Raw genomic sequence first — 26,005 nt, forward strand, 5'->3', positions numbered from 1 at the left:
GAATGTTTATTCGCAACAAACATATCCGCCGCGAAAAACAGTCGATAATCACCCGCGCAGCTGATCTTCCTCAGCCACCCAATGGATTGCTTGTTACCAATTAAGAGAGTTTCTTCGAACACCCCGAACAGGGCGTTCAGGAACTATGAAAATTGCACTTCCGTTTCAGTATTCTCTTGTCGGATCGATGCGCATCATTAGCGCACCAAAACTTCAAGAACGGGTTTGCAACAACGCCGCGGCCACGGCTTTTTCGAAACGACTGATAACTTGCTGGCTTTGTTCTTCGTTGATGATCAGCGGCGGCAGCAGGCGGATCACATTGCCCTGCCGGCCACCCCGTTCGAGCAACAGCCCCTGCCTGAAGCAATGCTGCTGGATGGCGACGGCCAGGCCGGGGTCCATCGGGAAGCTGTTGAGGCGATCCGGCGCCCGACGCTCGTCGACGATCTCGATGCCCAGCATCAGGCCGCGTCCCCTGACCTGCCCGAGCGCCGGGTAGCGCTGTTGCAACGACTCCAGCCGCTCCTTGAGCCACTGGCCACGCCGTTCGGCCTGGGCCGCCAGGTTCTGCCGCTGCAGCACCTCGAGGGTCGCGAGCCCGGTGACCATGGCCATCTGGTTGCCACGGAAGGTCCCGGCATGTCCGCCCGGCGCCCAGGCATCGAACTCGCGGCGGATCCCCAGCACCGCCAAGGGCAGCCCGCCGCCGACGGCCTTGGACATCACGACTATGTCGGGCTCGATCCCGGCGTGTTCGAAGGCGAACATCCTGCCGGTGCGGGCGAAGCCTGCCTGGACTTCATCCAGGATCAGCAGGATGCCGCGCTCGCGGGTCACCTCACGGATCCTGCGCAACCAGCTGAGCGGTGCGCAGTTCACCCCGCCCTCCCCTTGCACGGCTTCGAGGATCACGGCTGCCGGCAGCGAAACCCCGCTTTCGACGTCGTCGATGAACTGGCTGAAGTAATGGGTCAGCGCCTCGACCCCGGCCTCTCCGCCAAGCCCCAGGGGGCAGCGGTATTCATGGGGATAGGGCAGGAACTGCACGCCCGGCATCAGCGTTGCGATGGCGTCCTTGGGTGCCGTATTGCCGGTGAGCGCCAGGGCGCCGTGGGTCATGCCATGGTAGGCGCCGGAGAAGCTGATGATGGTGTTGCGCCCGGTATGGGTCTTGGCCAGCTTGAGCGCGGCCTCCACCGCATCGGCGCCGGACGGCCCGCAGAACTGCAGGCAGTAGTCCCGGCCCTGGCCCGGCAGCAGGCTGAGCAGCATTTCGCTGAAGGCGTCCTTGACCGGAGTGGTCAGGTCCAGGGTATGCATGGGCAGGCCCGAGGCCAGGAAGCCGTCGAGGCTGGCCATCACCACTTCGTGATTGTGGCCCAGGGCCAGGGTGCCGGCGCCAGCCAGGCAATCCAGGTAGGTCTTGCCTTCGACGTCCGTCACCCAGACGCCATGCGCCTTGGCGATCGCCAGGGGCAACTTGCGCGGATAACTGCGTACATTCGACTCGAACCTGCTTTGTCGAAGCAGATAGTCGGCATTGGTTTTTTCCAGAGGTTCAGTGCGCAATACGCCATCATTCAACATCTGTACACCCTCGTTAAGATTGAGATGCAAATTATTCTCATTAACAGGACAATGCAACAGGTTATTGCCGATTATTTAAAAAATTACATATCGAAAAATGGAATAAGAAAAAACAATGCGCGCACGCCAACAGCCAGATTAATAAACCTGGCAGGGCCATCAGGAGTGATATGAACAGGCCATGCCATTGCCATGACGCAAACAGCTGTCAGTTTCCATCAGCGAGCAATAGCGTTATTCGGAAAAGTGCAATTCAAGTTTCAATCAATAACGGGCAAAGTCCTTCCTCGGCCGTCAAACAGTCATGGTCAACCAGGCCGGATGCGCCCTTCCCTGTGGCGCACCTTGCCTTGCAGCTTCAGAAACCCACGGTTGCCGAAACCAGCCAGGTCCTGGGGGTCGACAGGGTCAGGCCCGCCGCACTGTCGGACGAAGTCGCGGCGGAGGCCCAATAGGTCTTGTCCAGCACGTTCTCTACCGTGGCGCGCAGGGTCACCGGGCTGCTGCCCAGCTTGAACGCGTAGCGGCCGCCCAGGTCGTAGCGTTCCCAGCTGTCGATCTTCTGCTCGTTGGCCGGGTCCAGGTACTGGGAACCGGTGTGGATCGCGCGGGCGGTCAGGGTCAGGCCCTGGACGGCCTGGATGTCCCATTCGACGCCAAGGTTGGCATTGACCTCCGGCGCGCCGGTGCCATCGTTGCCGTCGAATTCGCCGTTGGTGGTGTCGCTCTGCTCGCTGTCGAGGAACATCACGCCGCCCAGCAGGCGCACGCCCTCGAGCGGTTCGCCGAACAGGTTGAGCTCCAGGCCCTGGTTGGTCAGCTCGCCGTTGGGCTTGAAGGTGTTCTGGTTGTCGAACTGATAGGCGGGCTGCTCGATATGGAATACGGCGGCGGTCAGGGCGAAGTCGCCGAGGTCGTACTTGGCGCCGATTTCCCCTTGCTTGCTGGTGAACGGCGGGAAGATCTCCTCGGCGTTGCTGGCCGTGGAGGGTGCGGTTTCGCCCTGGGTCAGGCCTTCCACATAGTTGGCGTACAGCGACAGCTCGTCGGTGGCCTTGTACACCACGCCCACCAGCGGCGAGGTGTCGGTTTCGTCGTTCTGCTCCTGATCGCGGACGCCGTTGGTCCAGTTGGTGATTTTCACCCGTTGGAGGCGGGCACCGAGGGTCACCAGCAGGCGATCCTCGAACAATCCCAGGGTGTCGGCCAGCGCGGCGCTGGTGAAGCGGTCTTCGGTATGGGTGCTGGCGTCGATACGGTTCGGCCGGCCAGGCGGGGCGATATCCACCGGGTCATAGATATTGCCGATGCTGCGCAGGTAGCGCTCGCCGGCGTTGTCGAAATCCATGTCGAACCGGTTCAGGCTCAGGTTCAGCGTATGGTTGACCGAGCCGGTGCTGAACCACTGGCGGGCGCCGACGGTGGCGGTCTTCACATCTTCATCGCGGCGGAAGGTGCGCGGCACCAGGGTGAAGTTTCCATTGTCCAGGGTGTTCTGCACGCCGTGGCGCAGGAAGTCGTAGTTGCCTTTGCGCGCGCCATAGGCGGCGTAGACCATCAGCGACTCGTTGACGTCGTACTCGCCACGCAGGGCGCCGAAGCTGTCCTTGGTGTTCGAGAAGGTCCAGGGCTGGGCGAAGTTGTCGTCGATGTCGTCGGCATCGGGCACCCTGGCCCCCGCAGCTAGCTCCACCCGCTCCTGCGGTGCGTCGACATGGCGCTTCGAGTGACCGATGTCCAGGGACAGGCGCAGCCTCTCCTCGCGAAGGTCCAGGCCGAGTACGCCGGTTTCGCGCTTGACTGCCTGGTCGTCCCATTCGGTATCGCCATCCTGCTGCACACCGTTGAAGCGCACGCCAAAGCGCTGCTCCTCGCCGAAGCGGCGGCCGACATCCACAGCGCCACCGAACTGGCTTTCCGAGGCGAAGAGCCCGGTGACCTCGGTGATCGGCTCGTCCGTGGCGCGCTTGGGCACGATGTTGATGCCGCCGCCGATGCTGCCGCGCGGCGCGATGCCGTTCAGCACCGCGCTCGGCCCCTTGAGGATGTCGACGCGCTCGGCGATTTCCATGTCGATGGCATAGGTCGGCAGGATGCCGTACAGGCCGCCGTAGGACACATCACTGTTGAACAGGCTGAAGCCGCGCACGGTGAACTGTTCGAAGCGTCCGCCGGCCGGGTTGGATGAACGCACCGACGGATCTACCGCCACGGCATCGTTCAGGGTACGGGCCTGCTGGTTCTTCAGGGTTTCCCTGGTGTAGGAGGTGATGCTGAAGGGCGTGTCCATGAAGTCCTGGTTGCCGAGCATGCCCAGGGAGCCGGATCGGGACACCTGGCCACCGGCGTACACCTCTTCGGTCGCCCGGTCGCTGACGCTGTGGATCGAGGTGCTGGGCAATTGCATGCCGGCGCCGTCCGCGGCCGGAGAGAGAATGTAGGCCTGGTCGCCCACCGGCTGCAGCTGCAAGCCGGAGCCCTGCAGCAGCCGGGCGAAGCCCTCCTCCACCCCGTATTCGCCTGATAGCCCACCACTGCTGCGCCCCCTGACCAGCGCCGGGTCCACCGACAGGCTGACCCCCGCCTGGCCAGCGAAGCGGGTCAGCGCCGCACTCAGGCTGCCGGCCGGCACCTGGTAACTGCGGCGTGCGGCGTCGTCCGCCCAGCTGGACGGGATGAGCAGCGGGCTCGCGCTCAGGGTCATCATGAGTCCCAGGTGCATCAGCGGGCGCAGGCCGGACGAAGTCGGGAACAAACGGAAAGGCAATACTGCTGGCATTGATAAAATCTCTCATTTTCATTTATCTGCCTGTGATGACAGGCGACGCGAAAAAAAGGGACAGCCTTCAGGCAGTATTTTTTCGAGGGACCAAGGTGACCCAGAAACGCGTGCGCGAATGCACCTCCACCGGCAGGCTGGCCGCCAGCAGCGAGAGCACTCGATCGGTGTCGTCGAGACGGAAGCTGCCGGTGACGCGCAAGGCTTCCAGCGCCGGGTCCCAGCGAAGCAATCCGGAACGATAGCGGCCGAGCTCGCGCAGGAAGTCCCCCAACGGCTGGTTGTGCGCCACCAGCACCCCTTCGCGCCAGCCGGGCTGCGCGGCGTCGAAGGTTCCGACAGGTCCGGCGCCCGTCGCCCGCAGGCTGACCTGTTGCCCTTCGCGCAGTTCCAGAAGCGGACCGTGCAGCGGCTGCACCCGCGCCGAACCGCTGACCACCGACACCCGGCAATCCCGCTGATCGAGACGGACGCAGATTTCGCCACGGCTGACGATGATCCGACCGAAGGCCGCATGGATGGCCAGCGGCAGGCTTGCGGGGACCTCGAGTGCAATTTCCCCGCGCACCAGGGTCAGCAGGCGGGCGACCAGGTCGACGTTGACCGCACTGTCGGTGTTCAGTTGCAGCAGGCTGCCGTCGGCCAGGGGGAACCGCTTGTGTTCGCCGGTAGCGGTGTGCAGATCGGCGCTCCAGGCATCCAGCGGCAGTTCCCGGCCCAGCAACCAGGCAGCCGGAACCAGCGCGGCGACCCCGAGGGCGCGTTTGACGACGTCGCGCCTGGCAAGGTCCGGACGGTCCAGAGTGGCCATCGCCACGCCGCTCGGCAGGCCGGAGAACCGCTGGCGCAGGTGCTGCGCCTTCTGCCAGGCGCGTTCATGGCTGCTGTGGCTGTTGCGCCAGTCCTGCAGGCGGCCATGGTCGGCTGCGCTGGCCGAGCCGGATTCGAGCAGTACCAGCCAACGAGCCGCTGCGCGCGCCACCTCACGGGCGTTGCTGGAATGATCCTGGCTCATTGCAGCTCCACCCGCAGGCAATGCTCGTAGGCCTGCGCCATGTAGCGCTTGACCGTGCGCTCCGACACACGCAGACGTTCGGCGATTTGCCGATAGCCCAGCCCCTCCAGTTGGCTCCATAGAAAGGCCCGGCGCACCGGCGCCGGCAACCCGTTGAGCAACTCGTCCAGGGCTTGCAGGGTTTCCAGCAGCAACCAGCGTTGCTCGGGAGACGGCACGCTGTCCTCGGGCAATTGCGCCAGGGCCTCCAGATAGGCCTGTTCCAGGCTGCGCCTATTGTAGAAGTTGCTCAGCAGGCGCTTGCCCACCGTCAGCAGGTAGGCGCGCGGCTCCCGCAGGTCGGCGATCTGCTGGGAGCTGGACAGCACGCGCAGGAAGGTGTCCTGGCTCAGGTCCGCCGCATCCCAGGCGTTGCCCATGCGCCGCCTCAGCCAGCACTCCAGCCAGCCACGGTGGTCGCGGTACAGCGCGTGTAGGGTTTTCTCCGCGGGCGTCGCTACTTCGTTCATGTCAAAGGGGCCTGCACGTATGACAGCACAAATGCGACTGATTCTAATTAATGATAGAGCCATAAACCAAGTCCTTTCGTACATCCGGCGCAACCCGAATCCCACATCTCATTTCGCGCGGGGGAAATCGAAGGACGCCACGGCCTAGCGCAGCGCCACCCACCTGATCGGGGTCACGAAGCAGCCTGGCCGGCCGCAGGTCATAACCCGTAGAACTAACAACCACTGCCGATGAGCCGCAAGAATCTAGCGAACCCTTTCTGAAACAATCAGTTGCACTCGTTCAAGAATTCATGCTGATCTAAAATAATTCTTGATATTTCTAGCAATTCAACTCTGTCTTCGAGACGTCCGCGATTCACCAGAAAGGAGAGCTGCCCCCAGTGGCAGGGCCTGAACAGCGACGGAGCCGATCATGAGCAGAGGAGCACTCGCGCGCATGGCTGCGCCACCAGTGACCACCCCCCTCCTGCTGCACAGCTGCGCCCTTCCTCCGCCGCTCGAATCCGGCCGACTCTCCAGGGTCATCCATCCACAGCCCCCCATGCAGCTTCACGCTGAAAAGCGAAAGCGACCCAGCGGCGTTCGGCTGTAGGTCCTCTTCCCGTACCCGGCAGCCAACCTCCTGGTACGTCTATAAAGCTGGCGCGCCGCCACGACGCCAAGCGCAGCGTTGCAGTCAGCGAAATGCAAGCAGCCTTCTGAGGGAGGGACAGCCATGAGAACCGCAGACTCGAAACGTCGAAAAAGCCACTTGCCAGCCCCGGCGGCCCCAGATGCTGACGACGGCCGGCGCGACTTCCTCAAGCTCGGTGCCGCAGCCTTGCTGTCACCGCTGCTGCTGCGATCGAGCAGGAGCAGCGCCAAAAGCACGCCGGAGTTTCCGCCCAGCCCGCCCACGACTCCCTGGCTGACCACCTTGCCCAATCAGGTCACACCCCTGCAAGCGGTGGCGACACTGACCCCGAGCCCCACAGTGGTGGCCAACACCGCGGGTGGCGAAGCCGGTCGGGCACCCCACCAGCGATACGCCGAACTCACCGGTGTGCTCGGTGCGCCGCTGCTGTATGAACTCAAGGCCAAGGAGCGCCCCGACTGGGTGTTCCACCCGGCCTATCCGCCGCAACGCATCTGGGGCTTCGAAGGCAACACCCCGGGCGCGGTCACCCCCGGTCCGGTCATCTATGCCCGCTATGGCAAGCCGGTCATCGTGCGCTTTCGCAACCAGCTGCCGCAGAATCACGTAGGCTTCGGCACACCGGAAATATCCACCCACCTGCACAATGCACACACGGGGTCGGAAAGCGACGGCTTCCCGGGTGATTACTACAGCGCGAACAAGGCAGGTCCGACCCTGGCCTCGCCCGGGGCTTTCAAGGACCATTTCTACCCCAACATCTACGCCGGCTACGACCAGCTGCAGAACCACATCGGTGATTCGCGCGAAGCCCTGGGCACGCTGTTCTACCATGACCACACCCTGGACTTCACCGCCCCCAACCTGGTGCGCGGGCTGTTCGGTTTCTACCTCCTGTTCGACGACATCGACTCGGGCAACGAGCGCGATCCGAGCCCGAGCGCGCTGAGGCTGCCCAGCTATCCCTACGACTACCAGCTGGACTTTTCGGACCGGCGCTTCGACGCCAATGGCATCCTGTTCTACGACCAGATCAACCCCGAGGGAGTGCTGGGCGACAAGGTAGTGGTGAATGGCCTCATCGAGCCGGTCCTGAAGGTAGCGGCGCGAAAATATCGCCTGCGCTTCCTCAACACCGGACCGAGCCGCTTCTATGCCTTCTATCTGGTTTCAGCGGGCGGCGTGACACAGAGGTTCACCTACATCGCCAACGACGGCAACCTGCTGCCCGCGCCGTTGCTGAATCAGACCAGCTTCCAGATCGGCGTTGCCGAACGAGCCGACATAGTCGTCGACTTCTCCAAGTACCCGATAGGCACCGTGCTCTACCTGGTCAACAAGATGCGCCAGGAAGACACCCGTGAAGGCAAGGACATCAAGGACCCGGGCACGCGGGTGCTGAAGATCATCGTCGATCGCTTCCCGCCCGAGCAGGACCTGAGCCAGGTACCTGCCGTGCTGCGCCCGCTGCCACCGATCACCGCAGCGGAAATCGCCGCCGCACCGGTGCGGCGCTGGGTATTCGCGCGCAACAGCGGCATGTGGACGATCAATGGCCAACTCGTCAACGTAAAAGTTGCGCGAGCTCTGATCCCCCAGGGCCGCGCCGAGATCTGGGAGCTGGTGAATGCCGAAGACGGCTGGACCCACCCGATCCATATCCACTTCGAAGAGGGGCAGATCATCGGCAAGATCGTCAACGGGGTGAGCGTGCCGGTGCCGGCGCAACAGCGAGGTCGCAAGGACGTCTACGTGATCGATGCGTTCACCACCTTGCGGGTGTTCCTGCGCTTCCGTGACTTCAAAGGCAAGTACGTCATGCACTGTCACAACCTGATCCATGAGGACCACTCGATGATGCTGAGGTGGGACATCGTCTGAGTTGCGCGGCAATTACGCATACAGGGCGGAGGTTGCATATGAACACTCGCAGATATCTGGTGACTGGTATGGGCGTCGCCGCGCTCGGATTGATCGCCCTGCCCGGTATCACGGTCGAGCGGCCGCGCCCGGCCAGGGACGCCGACGACGGCAGCTATTTCCCCAATACGCGACTTCTGACCCACGAGGGCAAGGAGGTCAGGTTCTACGACGACCTGATCCGTGGAAAGGTGGTCGCGATCAACATGATGTATGTGTCCTGCGCCGGGCGCTGTCCGATCGCGACGGCGAACCTGTTGCGCGTTCAGAAGATGCTCGGCGACCGTGCAGGGCGGAACGTGTTCATGTACTCGATAACCCTGCAACCGGAGTTGGACACACCGGAAAGTCTGAGGGCATACGCAGAACGACACCACGTCGGGCCCGGCTGGCTGTTCCTGACCGGCGCGCCGGAGGACATCGAGCAGTTGCGCTTGAGCCTCGGTTTCTACGATGTGAACCCGGAGGTGGACGCCAACAAGGCCAACCACTCGGGTGTGGTGCGCATCGGCAATGACGTCTACCAGCGCTGGACCATGGCACCGGCGCTGACGGATCCGGAGCAGATCCTGGCGACCATCAACCATGTGGACAGTCGTGCCGTGCATACGGGCTAGGGCTCCTGGGCAGGGCGATGGCCGATGCCTTGACCCTGCCCATGGCCTTTTTCCTGCCATGGCAAACACGCCTCCCGCTGCCTGACCTTTCAAAGGCCGGACGTCGGCTCAGCGACGGATGATCTGGGCAAAGCGAGGAGCTGTACTAGACTGCACCCCTACCGCGCTGGCGGGCACTCCTGGCGGTGGTTCCAATCGCTGCATCACCAGGGTTTCAGATCACTGCAACCTGTCATTCGCGGGCCAGGAGGGGCCGACGTCTGAGGGGGAAAGCGAGCCTACTCATGCCGTACAGAACGCGTCTGATCGTCGCTGTCGCAACCCTTGCGGCTGGCGTCATACCCAGCGTCCACGCCAGCGAATCGGCCATCCAGGCACATTGCCTGGAGAAGTGGAGCGGTGACGCCATGCGGGCCTACTGCCTGGAGGAACAGCGCGAGGCGTCCGAGGCGGTTGCCAGCTACAGCGGCCCGATCCGCGGCCGCTGCGAGTCCGATTGGGGCAGTGACTTCCATATGGTGCTGTTCTGCATCAAGGAACAGCAGCGCCTGGCCCAGGCATCCCTGGCCGATGTGATTGCGCATGAGTGACCGCTAGGGTGCGCCGTGCGCACCAACGCGCAGGGGCAGCCCCCGCAATCGGTGCGCACAGCGCACCCTACGGCGGGCCAAGTGCAGAAGTCATGCTTCGCAGGAATGCAGCCAGTCCCGACAACTCACTCCAACAACCCAGCCACCCCATAGAGTTCCGGCCGGCGATCCTCATGCAGGTGGTTGTGCCGGCTGATGCGCTTGTTGCGGGCTGCGTCCAGCTTCAGTGTGGCCATGAGGATCCGCTCTCCGCCCTCCTCTGCCGGCCCGGCCAGGGGGTAGCCGTCCGGGTCGACTATGACCGAGCCCTGCACCCAGTTCACCCCGCGCTCGCTGCCGTGGCGGTCGCAGGCGGCGATGAAGAGGCGGTTGACCGCGGCGTTGGCCTGCACGCGCACCACTTCGGCCGGGCGCTCGATGGGCGGGCGCGGGCCGTCCGGCCAGTTGACCGGCGCGCAGAGCAGGTCCGCGCCGGCCAGTGCGGGCAGGCGCACCCATTCGGGGAATTCCAGGTCGTAGCAGACCATCACGGCAATCCGCCCGAAAGCGGTTTCCACCACCGGCGGCGGCTCATTGCCGGCGGTGAAGATGGCGTTCTCGGCGTCCCACAGATGGGCCTTGCGGTACAGCGCTCGCCGGCCCGTGGCGTCCACCAGGGCAGCGCTGTTGGCGACCCGCTGCTCATCCAGCCGCTCGCAGAAGCCGCCGACGATGACGATATCCAGCTCACGGGCCAGGTCCTGCCACAGTCGCAGGGTCGGCCCATCCAGGGTTTCCGCCATGGCCAGCGCCTCGGCCAGGTCGTGGAAGACGTAGCCGCTTTGCACCAACTCCGGCAACACCACGACTTGCGCGCCCTGCAGCGCCGCCGCGCGGATAGCCCGCTCGCTGATGCGGCGGTTGTGGGCGAGGTCGCCGATCTCCGGTGCCAATTGGCAGCAGGCGACCTTGATGGTGGATGGGTTCACGGGGCGGTACTCCCTGTTGTCGGGTTCACGGCTCCTGGCCTGCGCCAGGTCGGGCAATGGCAAGGATGTCGCGCTCGCTGATGGCATCGATGATGCGTTGCTCGGCGGCTAGGTCCAGCGAGCGGCTGAGGATGAAGTAGGTCAGGCCGGACACCACCAGCCCCACCAGCCAGGCGATATCCACACCGTCCAGCAGACGCGCCATGGGACCGACGAAGACTTCCCGGCCGGCGGCGGCATCGAAGATGAAGAAGAACGGGATCATGCAGACGAAGCCCACCACATAGGCGACTATGCCGCGCAGCTGCCAGGCACCGTAGATGCCCCTGGGCGTGAAGAAGTGCGGGATCGCGTAGCGGCCCTTGCGCACACAGAAGTAGTCCACCAGGTTCACCGCGGTCCAGGGCACCAGGAAGTAGAGCATCAGCACCAGGAAGGTATTGAGGATGGAGATGCCGTTGCCGGGTATCGACAGCACACAGGCCAGCAGCACCAGGGTGATGAAGACGATGGACAGCACCCGCGCGCTAGGCGTCGGGTGGATGCGGCGCACCGAGTCGATCCCGGTGAGCAGCGTGAGCATGGCGCTGTAAGTGTTCAGCGCGATCACAGGGAGGAAGCCCAGCACCGACACCAGCACCAGCACATGGCCCAGCCCCGGCATGAGGGACGAGCCCACGCGGTCCAGCGCCACCAGCGCATCGGAGGCCTGCAGCAGCTGCGCCAGCCAGGCGCCGAGACCGATCATCCAGGCGCCGGACAGGGGCGCGCCGAGGAACACCGCGGCGATCAGCCTGGGCCGGCTGGTGTTCTTCGGCAGGTAGCGCGAGTAGTCGGAGACGTAAGGCGCGTAGGAGATGTTGTAGCTGGCGGCGATGGCGAACTGGGTGGCGAAGGCGACCCAGCTGAAGCCGAGGCTGGCCGGCTCGGCGGCCCCCTCCTGCCCCGCGCCGAACATCAGCGCGACGGTCACCAGTGCATAGAGCGGCAGGGTCAGCATCAGCGCCCACTTGAAGGCCTTGTGCATCAGGTCGTGGCCATAGATCGACAGCAGCGCGCCGACGGCGATCACCGCACACGCCACCGGAACCGGGTCCAGGCCGAAGACGTTGCCGAGGCCGTCGATGATCAGGGTGACGTTCACCACATTGAAACCGACGAACACGAACAGGGTCGCCAGCAGCGCCAGCACCACCCCGCAATAGCCGAACTGGGCGCGCGACTGGATCATCTGCGGCAGGCCCATCTCCGGTCCCTGGGAGCCATGGAAGGCCATGAACAGGGTGCCGAACATGATGCCCAGGGCGCCGGCCAGGGTTGTCCACAGGGCGGACAGGCCGAGGCTCGGGCCGACGAAACCGATGGAGATGGTGAAGAAGTGGAAGTTGCCGAGGAACCAGAACGGGCCCTGGCTGCTGAGCCGGGCGTGGCGCTCGGACTCGGGGATGTAGTCGATCGAGTGGCCTTCGATGGCCAGGCCGGCGCCGGCTTCGGCAGCGTGGGCGGGCTGGGTGGACCCTGACATGGGATGCTCCTTCGCTCCTGGTCGAGCGAACTGTTGTTCTTGTGATGATGCTGTCGGCGGCCATGGGCGGCCCCGGCCATACATCGGGTTCATCTATGTTGGGTGAGGTAGCATCGCCCTGGCCCTGTGGCGCACGCTGCCTGGGGCGGCCTATGATGGCGCGCCCGCGACCGGGCTCCTTCCTGCGTCCTGGCAGATTTCGAGCCGTCGCTGAGGCAGCAATCTAGGTGGCCTGGCTGCTACGTAAAATAGCGCGAGCCAACTGTTCACATAGATTGCGCTCTATGTAATGCGCCACTGGAGGCCACATGCTGGGCAACGTATCCGAGCTGGATATCCGCTTGATCAGAGTCTTTCTCGCTGTCGTCGAGGCGGGTGGCATCTCGGCCGCGCAGACCGCGCTGAATACCTCGCAGCCCACCATCAGCGCGCAACTGGCCTCGCTGGAAACCCGCCTGGGCTTTCGCCTCTGCCAGCGCGGCCGGGCCGGCTTCGCGCTGACGCCCAAGGGCAGCCAGTTCGTCGAGGCGGCGCGGCGCCTGCTGGCCGCCGCCGAAGGCTTTCGCCTGGAAGTGCAGCACATCAACCGCACCCTCTCCGGCACCCTGAACATCGGCCTGCTCGGGCAGATCGACCCGGCGGCAAACAAGAAGATCGCCTTGGCCATCGCCCGCCTGCGGGCGCGCAACCAGGGCCTGTACTTCCAGTTCACCGAGCTGTCGTCATCCTTCCTCGAGGAGAAGCTGATCAATGGCCACCTGGACCTCGCCATCGGCTATTTCTGGCGACGGCTCGACAGCCTCGACTATTTCGCCCTGTTCAACGAAACGCAGATGGCTTACTGCAGCGGCTCGCATCCGCTTTATCCACAGGCCGGCACCCTGGGCCACGACGATGTGGCCGAACACGAATGGGTCTGGCCCAGCCACCCGCTGCCGGAAATGCCGGCGCCCACCTCCATCGACCGCCTGACCGCCCTCACCGACAGCATGGATGGCGCCGCCCTGCTGATCCTCTCCGGCCAGCATCTGGGCTTTCTGCCGCAGCACTACGCGGCGCGGCATGTGGACCTCGACCAGTTGCGCCCGCTGAACCCGCAGCAGTTCCGCTACGAAGTGCAGTTCCACGCCGCGGTGCGCCACTCCGCCCGGCAGAGCGAACTGGTGACGACCTTTCTGGCGGAGTTGATGGAGGTGTTCGGGGCGGAGTGAAACACCTCCCGCCAAGCGCGTTGAACGGACTGCGGCCACGATTACGGCGTGTACGCCAGGCACTCCGGATCCAGTACAAAACTTCCCACGCGGCATACCGGCCCCTGCATGCGTACCTCGTAGTCGTCGCTCAGCTCGATGCGGATCGTCCCGCCCGGCATCTGTACATTTACCCGGGACTCCACCAGGCCGAGACGGCGAGACACAGCCGCGGCAGCGCAACTGCTGCTGCCTGAGGACAGCGTGTAACCGACGCCACGCTCCCAGATCCTCACCTCCAGGTTCCCACGGTCGATGACCCGCACGAACTGCACGTTGGTGCGTTGGGGAAAAAACTCCAGATGCTCGATGGTCGGTCCCATGAGTCGTGCCATTGACTCAGTGGGTTGGTCGACAAATATCACGCAGTGCGGATTGCCCATGGACACCGGGTACAGATGCAGTTCGAGCCCTTCGATACTCAGCTGCGGACGATCCGGCTCCAGAAAACGCGCCCGCCCCATGTCGATCGAAACGCACCGGCCCTCTTCCAGCACCTGGCAGGTGACGATGCCGCCTCGGGTACTCAGCCGAAATGGCTCGCTCGTGACATGGCCCTGGTCCCACAGGTAGCGACAGAGTATGCGCAGACCATTGCCACTCTTCTCCGCTTGCGAGCCATCGGTGTTGTAGATCGTGACGGCAAGCATTCCGTCCGCGGTGACGGAGCGGACCAGGATGCCGTCGGCACCAAGCCCTCGTTGCCGCTCACAGGTACGAACGATCTCTGCGGCGGACAGCTCGAACGGCCGGTCATCGGCATAGACGAGATAATCGTTACCAGCGGCGTGGTACTTGACGAAGTTCATGGCAGCTCCGTTGAAATTTGCCATCAGGCAGACGCGGACTATGCCGAAGGCGCTTGCCCACGGACAAGGCCGGGGGCTTCATCCGAGCCATCACAGCTCGTACTTGGCCGGCTCGGCAGCCTGGCTTCGACGTAACCAGTGCCGGCCATGGGATCGAAATCGGCCTGTAGCCTTCGAACCCACCAGCCGACGGCCGGCCGGGAACTGCGCAACCAATCCCTGCCGCCGCTGTCCATAATGGCGCGCTCCGTCAGTGCCTCCGGGAGGCCCATTTGCTCGCCGTATCCCTACGCTCGCTGCTTCGCCAGACCATCCTCGCTTTCTCCTTCGTTTCCACCGCAGCCCTTGCCTGCCCCACCGGGCAGTCGGAAGTCTGCGTGGTGACCTGCTTCTGCGCGCCGGGGAACCCGGGGGACATGGCGCCCCTGCTGGAAGGCGTCAACCAGATGGCCTCCAGCAGCCTGCAGCAGTGGATCCTGGAGTCGCGCAACAACATGGCCGCCAGCCAGCTGCAACCCATTCCGCTGCATATCCGCGCGCAGCTGGAGCCCTACTACGACCTGCAGGTGCTGGACACCGCGCGCTACAAGGTGGGGGTCGACACTGAGATGAATGCCGCCAATACCCTGATGCAGAACCCCGACGTGGAAGCCGTGACCCTGGTGGATGTGATCGTCTTCCGCAACGAAGACGACGCAGAGAACGACGTCGCGCTCTGGGCCCATGAACTCCATCACGTGAAGCAGTACCTGGAATGGGGCGTGGCGGGCTTCGCCCAGCGCTACACCCGCGACTACAACACGGTGGAGGCGCCGGCCTACAAGATCCAGGGCGAAGTGGCGAGGGCGCTGAAGCCCACGATGGCGAGCGCTGGCGCCCAGCGTTCGACTGGGCAAGGTTCGACACCTGGTCAACCCTAGGGTGCGCCTTGCGTCTCCGCTCAGAGCGAAGCGTTGAGCTCGGCGATCAGCGCCTCGCGGTGCTTGAGCGCCGCCACCGAGGCTTCGCCCAGGCGGCTGGCCACGGCGCTGAGGATGCCTTCGGCGAGCAGCATGAAGGCGCACATGCTGTTGCTGAAGAACAGGCTCTGGTTGGGCACGTAGAAGCTGTAGCGGGCGATCTTCGCCAGCGGCGAGCTGCTGGAGTCGGTCAGCGCGACGACCTGGATGCCGTGCCTGGCCGCCACTTCCGCCGTGGCCAGTACGCTGGGGGTATAGGGGAAGCAGCTGGCCACCAGCAGAACATCGCCTTCATCCAGCTGGGCCAGGGCGTCGGCCACGCCCTGGCGGGCGGCGTCCAGCGGCGCCACGTCCGGGCGCAGCATGCCCAGGGCATAGGCCATGAACAGCGCCAGGGAATTGAACTGGCGCATGCCGTGGATGCGCACGCGCCGGGCGCTGGTGAGCAGCTCGACGGTGGCGTCGAAGTCGGCGCAATCCACCTGTTCGATCATGCTGGCCATATTGGCGCTTTCCTGGCGGCCGAGACGGGTCAATTGGCCGATGCTGTCGTTGCTGCCGCTGGGTACCAGCAGGCGCGACGCCTGGTCGCTGTAGAAAGTACGGCCCTCGGTGACTTCGCGGCGGAACACGTCCTGGAACTTGCTGAAGCCACCGTAGCCGAGCTTCTGCGCCAGGCGCGAGAAGGTCGAGGGATTCACCCCCAACTGATCCGCCAGTTCGCTGATGGAGGACACCGCCGCGCGCTGGGGCGCCTCGATCAGGGCAGTGAGGACGCGGCGCGAGCTGCTGCCGAGGGAAATGTCGGCTTCCCGCCGCTCGATGGCTTCGAGCAGCAGTTTCAGGCCGGCCAGGGTATCTGGGGGATTTGCCATGACAGCATCCATCTGAAGGTTTCCCGGGACGCGGCCCGGTGGCAGGCGCCCATACTACCGAGCCTTGATCCCGGCCGCGATGGCCGGATTCGGGTCAGGCGACCACTCTTCCGCTGAGGGTCGGGGTGCAGGTATCGGCGTTCGTGTACACCGCCCAGTCCACCGCGTCCGCGCCGATCAGAAACAGCGCCGTGGCCAGGGTGTTCTCGTCGTCCGGATCGTCGGGAGCGCAGCGGTAGACCGGCAGGTCGCCGCCCGATGTGTCCCGCAGGATGGCCAGCGCCTGGCGGCCGTCCAGCCGTTCACCCAGGCCGGCAACCAGCCCATCCACGCAGCGCTGGCGATTGCCGGAGCTGCCGGTGATGCGCTGCGCCACACCGCCGAGCGCCGGGTGGACCAGGTGGTTGGAGTGGCCGAAGGGGCGCTCGACCTCGATCACGGATGCCCCTTCGGAAGTGCCCTCGAAACTGACCAGACGCTGGCTGCCCACCTGCCCCAGGGCATGGTGGAAGGCACCGGCGCGGCCCTCGCTGGCCAGGATATCCACAGCCTCGTCGAGGCTCGCCGCATCCAGGCTGGCGCGTCCCAGCACCTGCCGGGGCAGACCGGCGGGAATCGCCTGTGGGCGGATGTTGTTCACCGTCACCACCAACCCCTTCTCGTTCACCGCGAAGGTGTGGCCGGGAATGGAGCCGGGATAGACGAAGGAGGTGAAGCCCAGCCCCTGCTCCGGGGAAACGCTGACCAGGGCGCAGTGCCCACGCAGCTGCGGCAGGCCGTCCTCGTTGTGGGCGAGCAGGGTGCCGCTGGCCGTGGGGCCGAGCACCGTGGTGCAGCCGTCGACGCTCTGCTGCTGCACGAAATCGCCGCGACAGTTCCACAGGAAGACCTCTTCCACCGGCAGTTCCAGCCCGGCCGCCAGGCCCTCGAGTTCTTCCCAGTACCGCGGGAAGCGCCGCTCCACGGCACCACGCATGCGGTGCGCCGCATCGCTGCCGGCAAGGCCCGCCAGGCGCTGCCACAAGGGCAGCGGGCGCAGGTGCTGGTGTACTGCCTCGCGGCCAAAGACACCCAGGCCGTGGCCGATGTCGTAGGCGCTGCCGCCCAGTTGGAGGTGAGGAAATGCCATGGGGCTCTACCTTCCTAGGAAACGTGCTGGAGGAACTCGCGCAGGCGCGGGCTCGGCGGGTTACTGATGAGGGATGCCGGGTCGCCGTCCTCGGCGATGCGGCCCTTGTCGATGAAGATCAGGCGGCTGGCCACCTTGCGGGCGAAGTCCACCTCGTGGGTGACGATGACCATGGTCATGCCCTCCTCCGCCAGGTTCTTCATCACCCCCAGCACTTCATGGCGCAGCTCCGGGTCCAGCGCCGAGGTGGGCTCGTCGAACAGCATCAGCTTGGGCTTCACCGCCAGGGCACGGGCGATGGCCACCCGCTGTTGCTGGCCACCGGAGAGCTCCGACGGATAGTGCCCGGCGCGCTCGGCCAGGCCCACCTTGGCCAGCAGCTCGCGGGCCAGGTTCTCGGCATCGGCCTTGCTGGCGCCGCGCACGCGGATGGGGCCGAAGGCGACATTCTCCAGGGCGGTCATCTGCGGGAACAGGTGGAACTGCTGGAAGACCATGCCGGCCTCCTGGCGGATCAGTCGTTCCTCCACCTTGGGGTCGTTGACCTCGAAGCCATCGACGTAGAGTTGCCCGCCGCTGATGACTTCCAGCTTGTTGATGCAACGCAACAGAGTGGACTTGCCGGACCCGGATGGGCCGATGATGACCACCACTTCGCCGCTGCCGATCTTAAGGTCGATGTCGTGCAGCACCTGGGTGCTGCCGAAGTGCTTGGAGACGCCCTTGAACTCGATCATAGAATTTTCAGCCTCGATTCGACGCGGCGCAGGGAGTAGCTGAGGGCCAGGGTGATGATCAGGTAGATCACCGCCACCGCCGTCCAGATTTCCATCGCCCTGAAGTTGCCCGCGATCACTTCCTGCCCTTGCCGGGTCAGCTCGGCGACGCCGATGACGATGAACAGCGAGGTGTCCTTGATGCTGACGATCCACTGGTTGCCCAGGGCCGGGATCATGCGCCGGAAGGCCAGCGGCGCGATCACGTAGCGCAGGGTGTCACGCCCGGAAAGTCCGAGGGCCAGGCCCGCCTCACGAAAACCGCGATTGATGGAAAGCACCGCGCCACGGGTGATCTCGGCGATGTAGGCACCGGAGTTGATCATGATGGTGACCACCGCCGCGCTGAACGGATCGATGCGCACCGGCACCATCAGCGGCAGGGCGAAATAGATGAACATCACCTGCACCATGATCGGGGTGCCGCGGATCAGCTCGATGAACACCAGCGCCAGCCGGTTGCTGAGGAAACCGCCATAGGCGCGGGCGAAGCCCGCGACCAGGCCGATGACCACCCCACCCAGGAGCCCGAGCACCGAGATCCACAGGGTGAGTTTGGCGCCCTCGAGCAACACCGGCAGCGCGCCCCAGATGGCATCCCATTGGAAAGACATTGCACTGCTCCTGTTTCAGTTCCGGGGGCGGGATTATTGCGGGTCGGTGCCGAACCACTTGCGGTAGATCTCGGCGTAGGTACCGTTCTCGCGCAGCTTCTTCAGCGCGCCATTGACCGGTTCACGCAGGTCGCTGCCCTTGGGGAAGCCGATGCCGTACTGCTGCGCCATCATCTGCTGGCCAACGGCTTTCACCTGCCCTTCGCCGGCGGTCTTGATGTAGTAGAGGACGTTGGGGGTGTCATGCATGGCGGCGTCGACGCGGCCGGTGCGCAGTTCCAGGTAGGCGTTGTCGATGTTGGGGAACTGGCGCAGGTCGCTGGCCTTGAGGTTGGCCTTGGCGTAGTCGGCCGATGAGGTGCCGCTCTTCACCGCCAGGGTCTTGCCGGCGACATCCGCCTCGCCCTTGATGCTGTCGTTGTCGCTGCGGACCATCAGCAGGAAGCCGCTGTCGTAGTAACCGTCGGAAAAGTCGATGGCCTGCTTGCGCTCTTCCTTGATGGTGATGCCGGCCAGGGCCAGGTCCACGTTGCGGGTCTGCAGCGCGGGGATGATGCCGTTGAAGTCCATGGGCTTGAGCTGGTACTTCCAGCCCAGCTCCTTGGCGATGGCCGCCCAGAGGTCGATATCGAAGCCGACGTACTGGTCGCCCTGCTTGAACTCGAAGGGCACGAAGGCGGTATCGGTGGCGACCAGCAACTCCTTGTCGGTGGCATTGGCGTGGGTGGTTGCGGCGATGGCGAGCGCAGCCAGGGCTGCTTTGAGCAGGTGCTTCATGTGCATGCTTCCTCTCGGTCGTGGACGAACTGGCCCTGGCCGGTACGGCTTCAGGCGTTTCTGGCAGTCAAGGTTCGGCAAGGGCCCGAGGAAGGCACCCTGCCGGTTTGTTGTTATCAGCTGCTAGGCCAGTCAGCTACGCGCTGCACGGCCACCATGCTTTCGAGCAAGATAAACATGCATTTTCTATAAATGCAATATCAATTTGCACAATCCCTAAAGACATCCTCTCCCCCAGCAGTCCTCTACAGCCCAATAAATACGGGCATATAACAATAAAAACCGCTGAGTCGTGGAAATCATACGCACCGAAGGCAAGGCAAAAAATTATTGCATAACCAGTTTTTGCATATATTCTTTGCCAAAATGCACCGGAGGGCACCATGAGCCACGTATTCCACCGCAGCCTCACCCAGAGCTACCCGACCGCCGTCCAGGGCGACGGCCCCTACCTGATCGACAGCCAGGGCAAGCGCTACCTGGACGCCAGCGGCGGCGCGGCCGTGTCCTGCCTCGGTCACAGCGACGCGGCGGTGGTCGAGGCGATCCGCGAGCAGGTCGGCAAGCTGGCGTATGCGCACACCTCCTTCTTCACCAGCGAACCCATGGAGGCACTGGCGGACTTCCTCATCGAACGGGCGCCGGCGGGGCTGGAGTCGGTGTACTTCGTCTCCGGTGGTTCCGAGGCGGTGGAGGCGGCGCTCAAGCTGGCGCGCCAGTATTTCGTCGAGATCGGCCAGCCCGATCGTCGCCATGTCATCGCCCGCCGCCAGAGCTACCACGGCAACACCCTGGGCGCCCTGGCGGCCGGCGGCAACGCCTGGCGGCGCCAGCAGTTCCAGCCGCTGCTGATCGACGTCAGTCATGTCAGCCCCTGCTACGCCTATCGCGAACAGCGCGCTGACGAGTCGCCGGAAGCCCTGGGCATTCGCCTGGCGGCGGAGCTGGAAGCGGAAATCCTCCGCCTGGGCGCGGACAAGGTGATGGCCTTCATCGCCGAGCCGGTTGTCGGCGCCACCCTCGGCGCGGTGCCGGCGGTACCCGGCTACTTCAAGCGCGTGCGCGAGGTCTGCGACCGCCACGGCGTGCTGCTGATCCTGGATGAGGTGATGTGCGGCATGGGCCGTACCGGCACGCTGTTCGCCGCCGAGCAGGAAGGTATCAGCGCCGACCTGGTCACCATCGCCAAGGGCCTGGGCGCCGGCTACCAGCCCATCGGCGCGACCCTGGTGAGCGGCCGTATCGTCGATGCGATCCGCAACGGCTCGGGTTTCTTCCAGCACGGCCACACCTACATCGGCCACGCCACTGCCTGCGCGGCGGCCCTCGCGGTGCAGAGTTCCATCGAGGAACGCCAATTGCTGCCGCGCGTGCGGGAGCTGGGCGCGGCCTTGCAAACCCGGCTGCGCGAGCGTTTCGCGGACCATCCCCATATCGGCGATATCCGGGGCCGCGGCCTGTTCCAGGGCCTGGAGCTGGTGCAGGACCGCGCCAGCAAGGCGCCCTTCGACCCGGCGCGCAAGCTCCACGCCCGCGTGAAGAAAGCCGCCATGGCCCACGGCCTGATGTGCTACCCCATGGGCGGCACCCTGGACGGCCGCAGCGGCGACCATATCCTCCTGGCGCCACCCTTCATCCTGGAGGAGCCGCACCTGGACGAACTTGTCCACAAGCTCGACGCCGCCCTGCGCGACGCCCTGGCCGACGCCTGAGGAACAGGCAATGAAGATCGAATCGAGACTGGCAGCCCTGGCCGAAGCACAGATGGACGACGCCCAGCGCGCCGTGCTGAAAGACATCCTCAGCGGCCCGCGGGGCAACCTGGACGGTCCCTTCCTCGCCTGGATCCACAGCCCCGAACTGGCCGACCGCGCCCAGCGCCTGGGCGCCTTCTGCCGCTATGGCACCCGCCTGGAACTGCGCCTGACCGAGCTGGCGATCCTGTTCACCGCATCCTGGTGGCAATCCCAGGCGGAATGGCAGATCCACGAACCCATCGCCCGCCAGGCGGGCGTCAGTGACAGGGTGATCGACGCCCTGCGCCAGGGGGTGGAACCGCCCTTCGAGCGGGACGACGAGCGCCTGGTCCATCGCCTGGGCCGCACGCTGTACGCTACGCGGCGAATCGACGATGCGCTCTACGCCGAAGCCGTCGCGGCCTTCGGCGAGCCAGCGGTGGTGGAGCTGGTGGGGGTGTTCGGCTACTACGCCCTGGTGGCCATGACGCTGAATGTGTTCCAGGTGCGACGCGGGACGGATGCGCCGCTGCCCTTCCCTGAGCCCTGAAGCCCCAAGGCAGGGGGCGAGCCACCGATACCCATCGCCAGTCACCGATGGGTATCGCTTAAGCATTTGACGCTCAGGCGGGCTTGAAGCAGTAGGCAGCGACCTTGTTGCCGTCCGGGTCACGGAAGTAGGCCGCATAGGCGTTCTCCTTCCAGTTGCGCGGACCGGGAGCGCCTTCATCCTGGCCACCTTGGGACAGGGCCGCTCGGTGGGCAGCGTCGATGGCAGACCGGTCGGGTGCCGCGAAGCTGACGGTAACGCCATTGCCGACGGTGGCCGGCCGGCCGCTGGCGACGATGCGCACCAGCACTTCGCCGGCCCTGGGCGGCGCCACATCCACTTCGACGATCTGCAATGGCCGCCGTTGCTCGAAGGCGACGGCAGCACGGGATTTGATCATGCCTGTATCTCCTGGCCTGGACCGGCCCGGCGCATCTCCCGGGCCGGCCGCGGCGTTCAACGGTTGGCGAGGGTGCGGTCGACGGTGGCGAGGATTTCGCCCGAGCGCAGTTGCTCGGTCACCGCGACGATGTCGGGGTAGAAGGCGCGGTCCTCGTCGGCCTGCGCCACGCGGCTGCGCACCAGGTCATAGAGCGCGCGGGTGGCGCTGGACGACTTGCCCACATCGTAGAAATCCAGGGCCTGGCAGCCGACCAGGATCTCGATGGCCAGTACCGACTCCAGCTTGCGCGACACCTGGTAGGCCTTGATCGCCGCGTTGAAGGCGAAGCTCACCGGGTCCTCCTGGTTGCCGCAGGTGGACACGCTGTCGATGGTGGACGGGTGGGACAGCACCTTCATCTCGCCGAGCAGCCCGGCGGCGGTGTACTGGATGATCATGTAGCCGCTGTTCAGGCCGGGGTTGCGCACGAGGAAGGCCGGCATCTCGCTGAAGTGCGAGTTGACCATGCGGTCGGTGCGCCGCTCGGAGATCTTCGCCAGGTTGGTCATCGCGTTGCACAGGGTGTCGGCGGCCATGCCGATGTAGGAGCCGTCGAAGTTCGCCCCGGAAATGGCGATGCCGTCGTCCTCGCCGGTCGGGTAGATCACCGGATTGTCGCCGGAGGAGGCGATCTCATTGTCGATGCAGGCCTGGGCATAGGCGATGAACTTCTTCGAGGCGCCGTGCACCTGCGGGATGGCACGCAGGCTGTAGGTGTCCTGCAGGCGATAGTCGATGTTCTCCTCCACCAGCCGGCTGTCGGCCAGCAGGCGCTTGATGTAGCTGGCGGTCTGCGCCTGTTCGGCATGGGCCTTGATCGAGTGGTAGCGCGGGTCGAAGGCGCGGATGGTGCCCTTGAGCGCCTGCAGCGAGAGCGCCGCGGCGATGTCCGCCGCCTGGGCGGCCTGGTTGGCGTTGTACTGCGCCAGGGTGGCGATGGCGGTCACCGAGGTGGTGCCATTGAGCATCGCCAGACCTTCCTTGCACTGCAGGTCGATCGGCTGCATGCCGACCTGGCGCAGCGCGGTCGCACCGTCCACCCACGCGCCACCGGCGACGCTGGCCCTGCCTTCGCCGAGCAGCACCAGGGCCAGGTGGCCTTCCGGGCCGAGGTAGCCTACCGAGCCTTCGCCGGGCGCGAAGGGCATCACGTCGTGGTTGAGCAGGCCGGCGATCTGCTCCAGCAATGCCATGCGCACACCCGAGTACCCCTTGCCGAGGCTGACCAGGATCATCAGCTGGATGGCACGGACCTGCTCGCGGTTCAGTGGTTCGCCGACCGACACCGCGTGCGAACGGACGATATTCACCTGCAGGGTCTGGGCGTCTTCGGGCGAGATGACGTGGCGCACGTTGTCACCGAAGCCGGTGGTCACGCCGTAGACCAGGCGGTTCTCCCCGAGGAAGCGCTCGACCAGCCGGCGCGAACGCGCCACCCGGGCACGATAGGCGTCGGAGAAGCTCACCTTCGCCGAGTAGCGGGCGACGGCGATGAACTCCTCGATCGAGGGTCTGGCGTCGTCCAGGATCACGTTGGAAATCTCTTTCGGGTGCATGGGCATTGCTGTGCTCTCTCGGTTCATTGGCCTTTTTCAAGGCGAAGGAAGCCTGCCCCGTCGCAGGACAGGCGAAAAAATCGGGGGATCGGGCGGGCGTCAGGCCTGGTTCAGGATGAACTTCCTGAAACGTTCCGAGCGCTGCTCCCTGAACATCTCTTCCGGGGTGCCGTGGGCCTCGATCAGGCCCTGGTTCATGAACACCACACGGTTGGAGACATTGCGCGCGAAGCCCATCTCATGGGTCACCACCAGCATGGTGCGGCCCTCCTCGGCCAGCGCGCGCATGACCTTCAGGACTTCGCCGACCAGCTCCGGATCGAGCGCCGAGGTGGGCTCGTCGAAGAGGATCACCCGCGGCCGCATCGCCAGGGTGCGGGCGATGGCCACGCGCTGCTGCTGGCCGCCGGAGAGAAACGCCGGGTAGTGGTTGCGCTTGTCCGCCATGCCGACCTTCTCCAGCAGGGCTTCGGCCTCGTCGACGCACTCGGCGCGCGGACGCTTCTGCACATGCACCGGGCCTTCGATGACGTTCTGCAGCACGGTCATGTGCGACCACAGGCCGAAGTTCTGGAACACCATGCCCAGTTCCGGGCGAATGCGGTCGACCTGGCGGCGGTCGGCGGGCACCAGCATCTGGTGGCGTCCGTGCTTGAACGCCACTTGCTCGCCGGCGACGCGGATCTCGCCGGCATCGGGAACTTCCAGCAGGTTGATGCAGCGCAGGAAGGTGCTCTTGCCCGAACCACTGGAGCCGAGAATCGACACCACATCGCCTTCGTAGGCATCCAGCGAGATGCCCTTGAGCACCTCCAGGTCGCCGAACGACTTGCGGATATGCTTCACCTGCAGGACCGGATCATTGCCTGTAGCCATGCCACTTACCCTCTTCGCATGCTGAGTGCGTGATTTCTTGTTGTTGGACGCGCAGCGACCGGTAGCCGGGGGGACAGCCAGCGTTCGACCTGCGCCAGTGCGCGGACGATCAGGAAGTTCAACACCAGGTAGATCAGCGCGGCACAGAGGAACACCTCCATCGTCCGGTAGGTCTCGGAAATGATCCGCTGCGCGACGCCTGAGACTTCGTAGACGGTCACCAGGCTGGCCAGCGAGGTCGCCTTCATCATCAGGATGATTTCCGTCGAGTAGGCCGGCAGGCAGCTGCGCAGGGCCACCGGGATGATGATCCGCCGCGCCAGCAGCCAGCCGGACATCCCCGCCGCGCGCCCGGCTTCGATCTGCTGCGACGGCACCGCCAGCAGGCCGCCGCGGAAGATTTCCGCCATGTACCCGGCCGTGCACAACGCCAGGGCGATCACCGCGCAGGTGACCGGCTCGCGCAGCACGGGCCAGAACAGGCTCTGACGCACCGCCTGGAACTGGCTCAGGCCGTAGTAGAGCAGGAACATCTGGATCAAGAGCGGCGAGCCGCGGAACAGGAAGATGTAGCTCCGCGCCAGGTGCCGCAGCGCGGCCACTTCGCAGACCCGCAGCCAGGCCACCAGCATCGCCAGCAGCGTGCCGAGGGCGACCGAGGCGGCGAACAGCACCAGGGTCATGGGCAGGGCCTGCAGCAGTTGCAGCAGGGTGTCACCCAGGAAAGTGAAATCGATCGGCATGGTTCGCTCCTTGTCAGCTGCGGCGGAAGGTTCTGCCGACACGCAGTTCGGCCCGCGAGAAGACCAGGTTGGAAAGCCCGGTCAGTACCAGGTAGAGCGCGCAGCCGGTGATGAAGAACAGCACGAACTCGCCAGTGGAGGCGGCGGCCACCCGGCTCGCACGCATCAGTTCCACCAGGCCGGTGACCGAGATCAGCGCCGAGTCCTTCAGGCTGATCTGCCAGACCCCGCCCAGCCCCGGCAGGGCGAAACGCAGGATCTGCGGCGCGATGATCCTTCGCAAGCGCAGCAGGACCGGCATGCCGATGGCCTTGGCCGCCTCCAGCTCACTGCGCGACACGGCCTGGAAGGCGCCGCGATATACCTCGGCCTGGTAGGCCCCGGACACCACGCCGACGGCCAGCGCCCCCACCAGGAAGGCGGGCATGCTGATGAAGCCGCTGGCACCGAAGAGCCCGCCGACGCTGCTGACCAGCGCCGAACCGCCGTAATAGAACAGGTAGATCACCAGCAATTCCGGCACCCCGCGGAATACCGTGGTGTAGGTTTCGCCGAGCAGGCGCAGGAGCCCGCTGTGGTGCAACTTCGCCGCGGCGACGAGGGCACCGAGCACGGCGCCGACCAGCAGCGCGGCCAGGGTCACCAGTACCGTCATGAGCGCGGCCATGAGCAGGATGCTGCCCCAGCCTTTCGCGCCAAAACCAATCAAGTCGATCACGTGCATACCCGCTGATTACCGAGTCAGGAGAGCGGCCGGCAATTG

At 65.0% G+C, this 26,005-nt stretch carries 24 protein-coding genes; 7 read left to right on the forward strand and 17 right to left on the reverse strand.

The features are described 5' to 3' along the window. Nucleotides 1-213: 213 nt before the first annotated feature. From ACFPU0_RS08205 to ACFPU0_RS08220, 4 genes are all read right to left on the reverse strand, one after another. Nucleotides 214-1,590 (reverse strand): diaminobutyrate--2-oxoglutarate transaminase, encoded by a 1,377-nt coding sequence (locus ACFPU0_RS08205; protein ID WP_377692385.1) that lies wholly within the window; start codon nucleotides 1,588-1,590, stop codon nucleotides 214-216. A 358-nt stretch (nucleotides 1,591-1,948) separates the two neighbouring features. Further along, on the reverse strand, nucleotides 1,949-4,369 hold the full coding sequence (locus ACFPU0_RS08210; RefSeq protein WP_377692386.1) for a TonB-dependent siderophore receptor: 2,421 nt from the start codon (nucleotides 4,367-4,369) through the stop codon (nucleotides 1,949-1,951). A 67-nt stretch (nucleotides 4,370-4,436) separates the two neighbouring features. Continuing rightward, a complete protein-coding gene (locus ACFPU0_RS08215; protein WP_377692387.1) occupies nucleotides 4,437-5,384 on the reverse strand; it encodes a DUF4880 domain-containing protein in 948 nt (315 codons plus the stop codon). Further along, complete coding sequence (locus ACFPU0_RS08220; RefSeq protein WP_377692388.1) at nucleotides 5,381-5,893, reverse strand: sigma-70 family RNA polymerase sigma factor; 513 nt, start codon at nucleotides 5,891-5,893, stop codon at nucleotides 5,381-5,383. The genes ACFPU0_RS08215 and ACFPU0_RS08220 overlap by 4 nt, the downstream gene beginning before the upstream one ends. A gap of 718 nt (nucleotides 5,894-6,611) precedes the next feature. On the opposite strand from ACFPU0_RS08220, the gene ACFPU0_RS08225 reads away from it, so the two are divergent. The 3 genes from ACFPU0_RS08225 (at nucleotide 6,612) to ACFPU0_RS08235 (ending at nucleotide 9,657) form a co-directional block, all read left to right on the forward strand. Next, nucleotides 6,612-8,411, forward strand: a complete 1,800-nt coding sequence (locus ACFPU0_RS08225; protein WP_377692389.1) for a multicopper oxidase family protein — start codon at nucleotides 6,612-6,614, stop codon at nucleotides 8,409-8,411. A 38-nt stretch (nucleotides 8,412-8,449) separates the two neighbouring features. After that, entirely contained in the window at nucleotides 8,450-9,067 is a 618-nt protein-coding gene (locus ACFPU0_RS08230; RefSeq protein WP_377692391.1) for an SCO family protein, read from the forward strand. 284 nt (nucleotides 9,068-9,351) lie between these two features. Next, entirely contained in the window at nucleotides 9,352-9,657 is a 306-nt protein-coding gene (locus ACFPU0_RS08235; RefSeq protein WP_377692392.1) for a hypothetical protein, read from the forward strand. Between the two features lie 125 nt (nucleotides 9,658-9,782). Here ACFPU0_RS08235 and ACFPU0_RS08240 read toward each other — a convergent pair whose 3' ends face one another. Together ACFPU0_RS08240 and ACFPU0_RS08245 are read right to left on the reverse strand one after the other, a co-directional pair. Continuing rightward, complete coding sequence (locus tag ACFPU0_RS08240) at nucleotides 9,783-10,625, reverse strand: nitrilase family protein (RefSeq protein ID WP_377692394.1); 843 nt, start codon at nucleotides 10,623-10,625, stop codon at nucleotides 9,783-9,785. Nucleotides 10,626-10,650: 25 nt separating this feature from the next. Continuing rightward, a complete protein-coding gene (locus ACFPU0_RS08245; protein WP_377692395.1) occupies nucleotides 10,651-12,150 on the reverse strand; it encodes a purine-cytosine permease family protein in 1,500 nt (499 codons plus the stop codon). 308 nt (nucleotides 12,151-12,458) lie between these two features. Between ACFPU0_RS08245 and ACFPU0_RS08250 the strand changes: the two genes are divergently transcribed. After that, on the forward strand, nucleotides 12,459-13,361 hold the full coding sequence (locus ACFPU0_RS08250) for a LysR family transcriptional regulator (RefSeq protein ID WP_377692396.1): 903 nt from the start codon (nucleotides 12,459-12,461) through the stop codon (nucleotides 13,359-13,361). Nucleotides 13,362-13,402: 41 nt separating this feature from the next. Here ACFPU0_RS08250 and dapF read toward each other — a convergent pair whose 3' ends face one another. Then, entirely contained in the window at nucleotides 13,403-14,209 is an 807-nt protein-coding gene (dapF, locus tag ACFPU0_RS08255) for a diaminopimelate epimerase (RefSeq protein ID WP_377692397.1), read from the reverse strand. Nucleotides 14,210-14,481: 272 nt separating this feature from the next. On the opposite strand from dapF, the gene ACFPU0_RS08260 reads away from it, so the two are divergent. Next, nucleotides 14,482-15,129, forward strand: coding sequence for a DUF4157 domain-containing protein (locus ACFPU0_RS08260; RefSeq protein WP_377692398.1), 648 nt, complete (start codon nucleotides 14,482-14,484; stop codon nucleotides 15,127-15,129). Nucleotides 15,130-15,149: 20 nt separating this feature from the next. Here the strand turns inward: ACFPU0_RS08260 and ACFPU0_RS08265 are convergent, their stop codons facing one another. From ACFPU0_RS08265 to glnH, 5 genes are all read right to left on the reverse strand, one after another. Beyond that, entirely contained in the window at nucleotides 15,150-16,043 is an 894-nt protein-coding gene (locus tag ACFPU0_RS08265) for a MurR/RpiR family transcriptional regulator (protein WP_377692400.1), read from the reverse strand. A gap of 94 nt (nucleotides 16,044-16,137) precedes the next feature. Continuing rightward, nucleotides 16,138-17,172 carry a C45 family autoproteolytic acyltransferase/hydolase gene (locus ACFPU0_RS08270; RefSeq protein ID WP_377692401.1) on the reverse strand — a complete coding sequence of 345 codons (1,035 nt, stop codon included), beginning with the start codon at nucleotides 17,170-17,172 and terminating at the stop codon, nucleotides 16,138-16,140. Between the two features lie 14 nt (nucleotides 17,173-17,186). Beyond that, a complete protein-coding gene (glnQ, locus tag ACFPU0_RS08275) occupies nucleotides 17,187-17,909 on the reverse strand; it encodes a glutamine ABC transporter ATP-binding protein GlnQ (protein ID WP_377692402.1) in 723 nt (240 codons plus the stop codon). Further along, nucleotides 17,906-18,562, reverse strand: coding sequence for a glutamine ABC transporter permease GlnP (glnP, locus tag ACFPU0_RS08280; RefSeq protein ID WP_377692403.1), 657 nt, complete (start codon nucleotides 18,560-18,562; stop codon nucleotides 17,906-17,908). The genes glnQ and glnP overlap by 4 nt, the downstream gene beginning before the upstream one ends. Nucleotides 18,563-18,595: 33 nt before the next feature. After that, a complete protein-coding gene (gene glnH / locus ACFPU0_RS08285) occupies nucleotides 18,596-19,339 on the reverse strand; it encodes a glutamine ABC transporter substrate-binding protein GlnH (protein ID WP_377692404.1) in 744 nt (247 codons plus the stop codon). 383 nt (nucleotides 19,340-19,722) lie between these two features. Between glnH and ACFPU0_RS08290 the strand changes: the two genes are divergently transcribed. Further along, on the forward strand, nucleotides 19,723-21,051 hold the full coding sequence (locus ACFPU0_RS08290; RefSeq protein ID WP_377692405.1) for an aspartate aminotransferase family protein: 1,329 nt from the start codon (nucleotides 19,723-19,725) through the stop codon (nucleotides 21,049-21,051). A gap of 10 nt (nucleotides 21,052-21,061) precedes the next feature. Next, complete coding sequence (locus ACFPU0_RS08295; RefSeq protein ID WP_377692406.1) at nucleotides 21,062-21,625, forward strand: carboxymuconolactone decarboxylase family protein; 564 nt, start codon at nucleotides 21,062-21,064, stop codon at nucleotides 21,623-21,625. A gap of 73 nt (nucleotides 21,626-21,698) precedes the next feature. Here the strand turns inward: ACFPU0_RS08295 and ACFPU0_RS08300 are convergent, their stop codons facing one another. The 5 genes from ACFPU0_RS08300 to ACFPU0_RS08320 form a co-directional block, all read right to left on the reverse strand. Then, the gene (locus ACFPU0_RS08300; protein ID WP_377692407.1) at nucleotides 21,699-22,025 is read right to left on the reverse strand and encodes a VOC family protein; all 327 of its coding nucleotides are present in this window, start codon (nucleotides 22,023-22,025) and stop codon (nucleotides 21,699-21,701) included. Nucleotides 22,026-22,081: 56 nt separating this feature from the next. Further along, nucleotides 22,082-23,623 (reverse strand): HAL/PAL/TAL family ammonia-lyase, encoded by a 1,542-nt coding sequence (locus ACFPU0_RS08305; RefSeq protein WP_377692408.1) that lies wholly within the window; start codon nucleotides 23,621-23,623, stop codon nucleotides 22,082-22,084. Between the two features lie 99 nt (nucleotides 23,624-23,722). Beyond that, nucleotides 23,723-24,499, reverse strand: coding sequence for an ABC transporter ATP-binding protein (locus ACFPU0_RS08310; RefSeq protein ID WP_377692410.1), 777 nt, complete (start codon nucleotides 24,497-24,499; stop codon nucleotides 23,723-23,725). A gap of 5 nt (nucleotides 24,500-24,504) precedes the next feature. Beyond that, complete coding sequence (locus tag ACFPU0_RS08315; protein ID WP_377692412.1) at nucleotides 24,505-25,242, reverse strand: ABC transporter permease; 738 nt, start codon at nucleotides 25,240-25,242, stop codon at nucleotides 24,505-24,507. Between the two features lie 13 nt (nucleotides 25,243-25,255). Beyond that, on the reverse strand, nucleotides 25,256-25,966 hold the full coding sequence (locus tag ACFPU0_RS08320) for an ABC transporter permease (protein ID WP_377692413.1): 711 nt from the start codon (nucleotides 25,964-25,966) through the stop codon (nucleotides 25,256-25,258). Between the last annotated feature and the right edge of the window lie 39 nt (nucleotides 25,967-26,005).

Source organism: Pseudomonas sp. GCM10022186 (assembly GCF_042656385.1).
Taxonomy (GTDB): Bacteria; Pseudomonadota; Gammaproteobacteria; order Pseudomonadales; family Pseudomonadaceae; genus Metapseudomonas.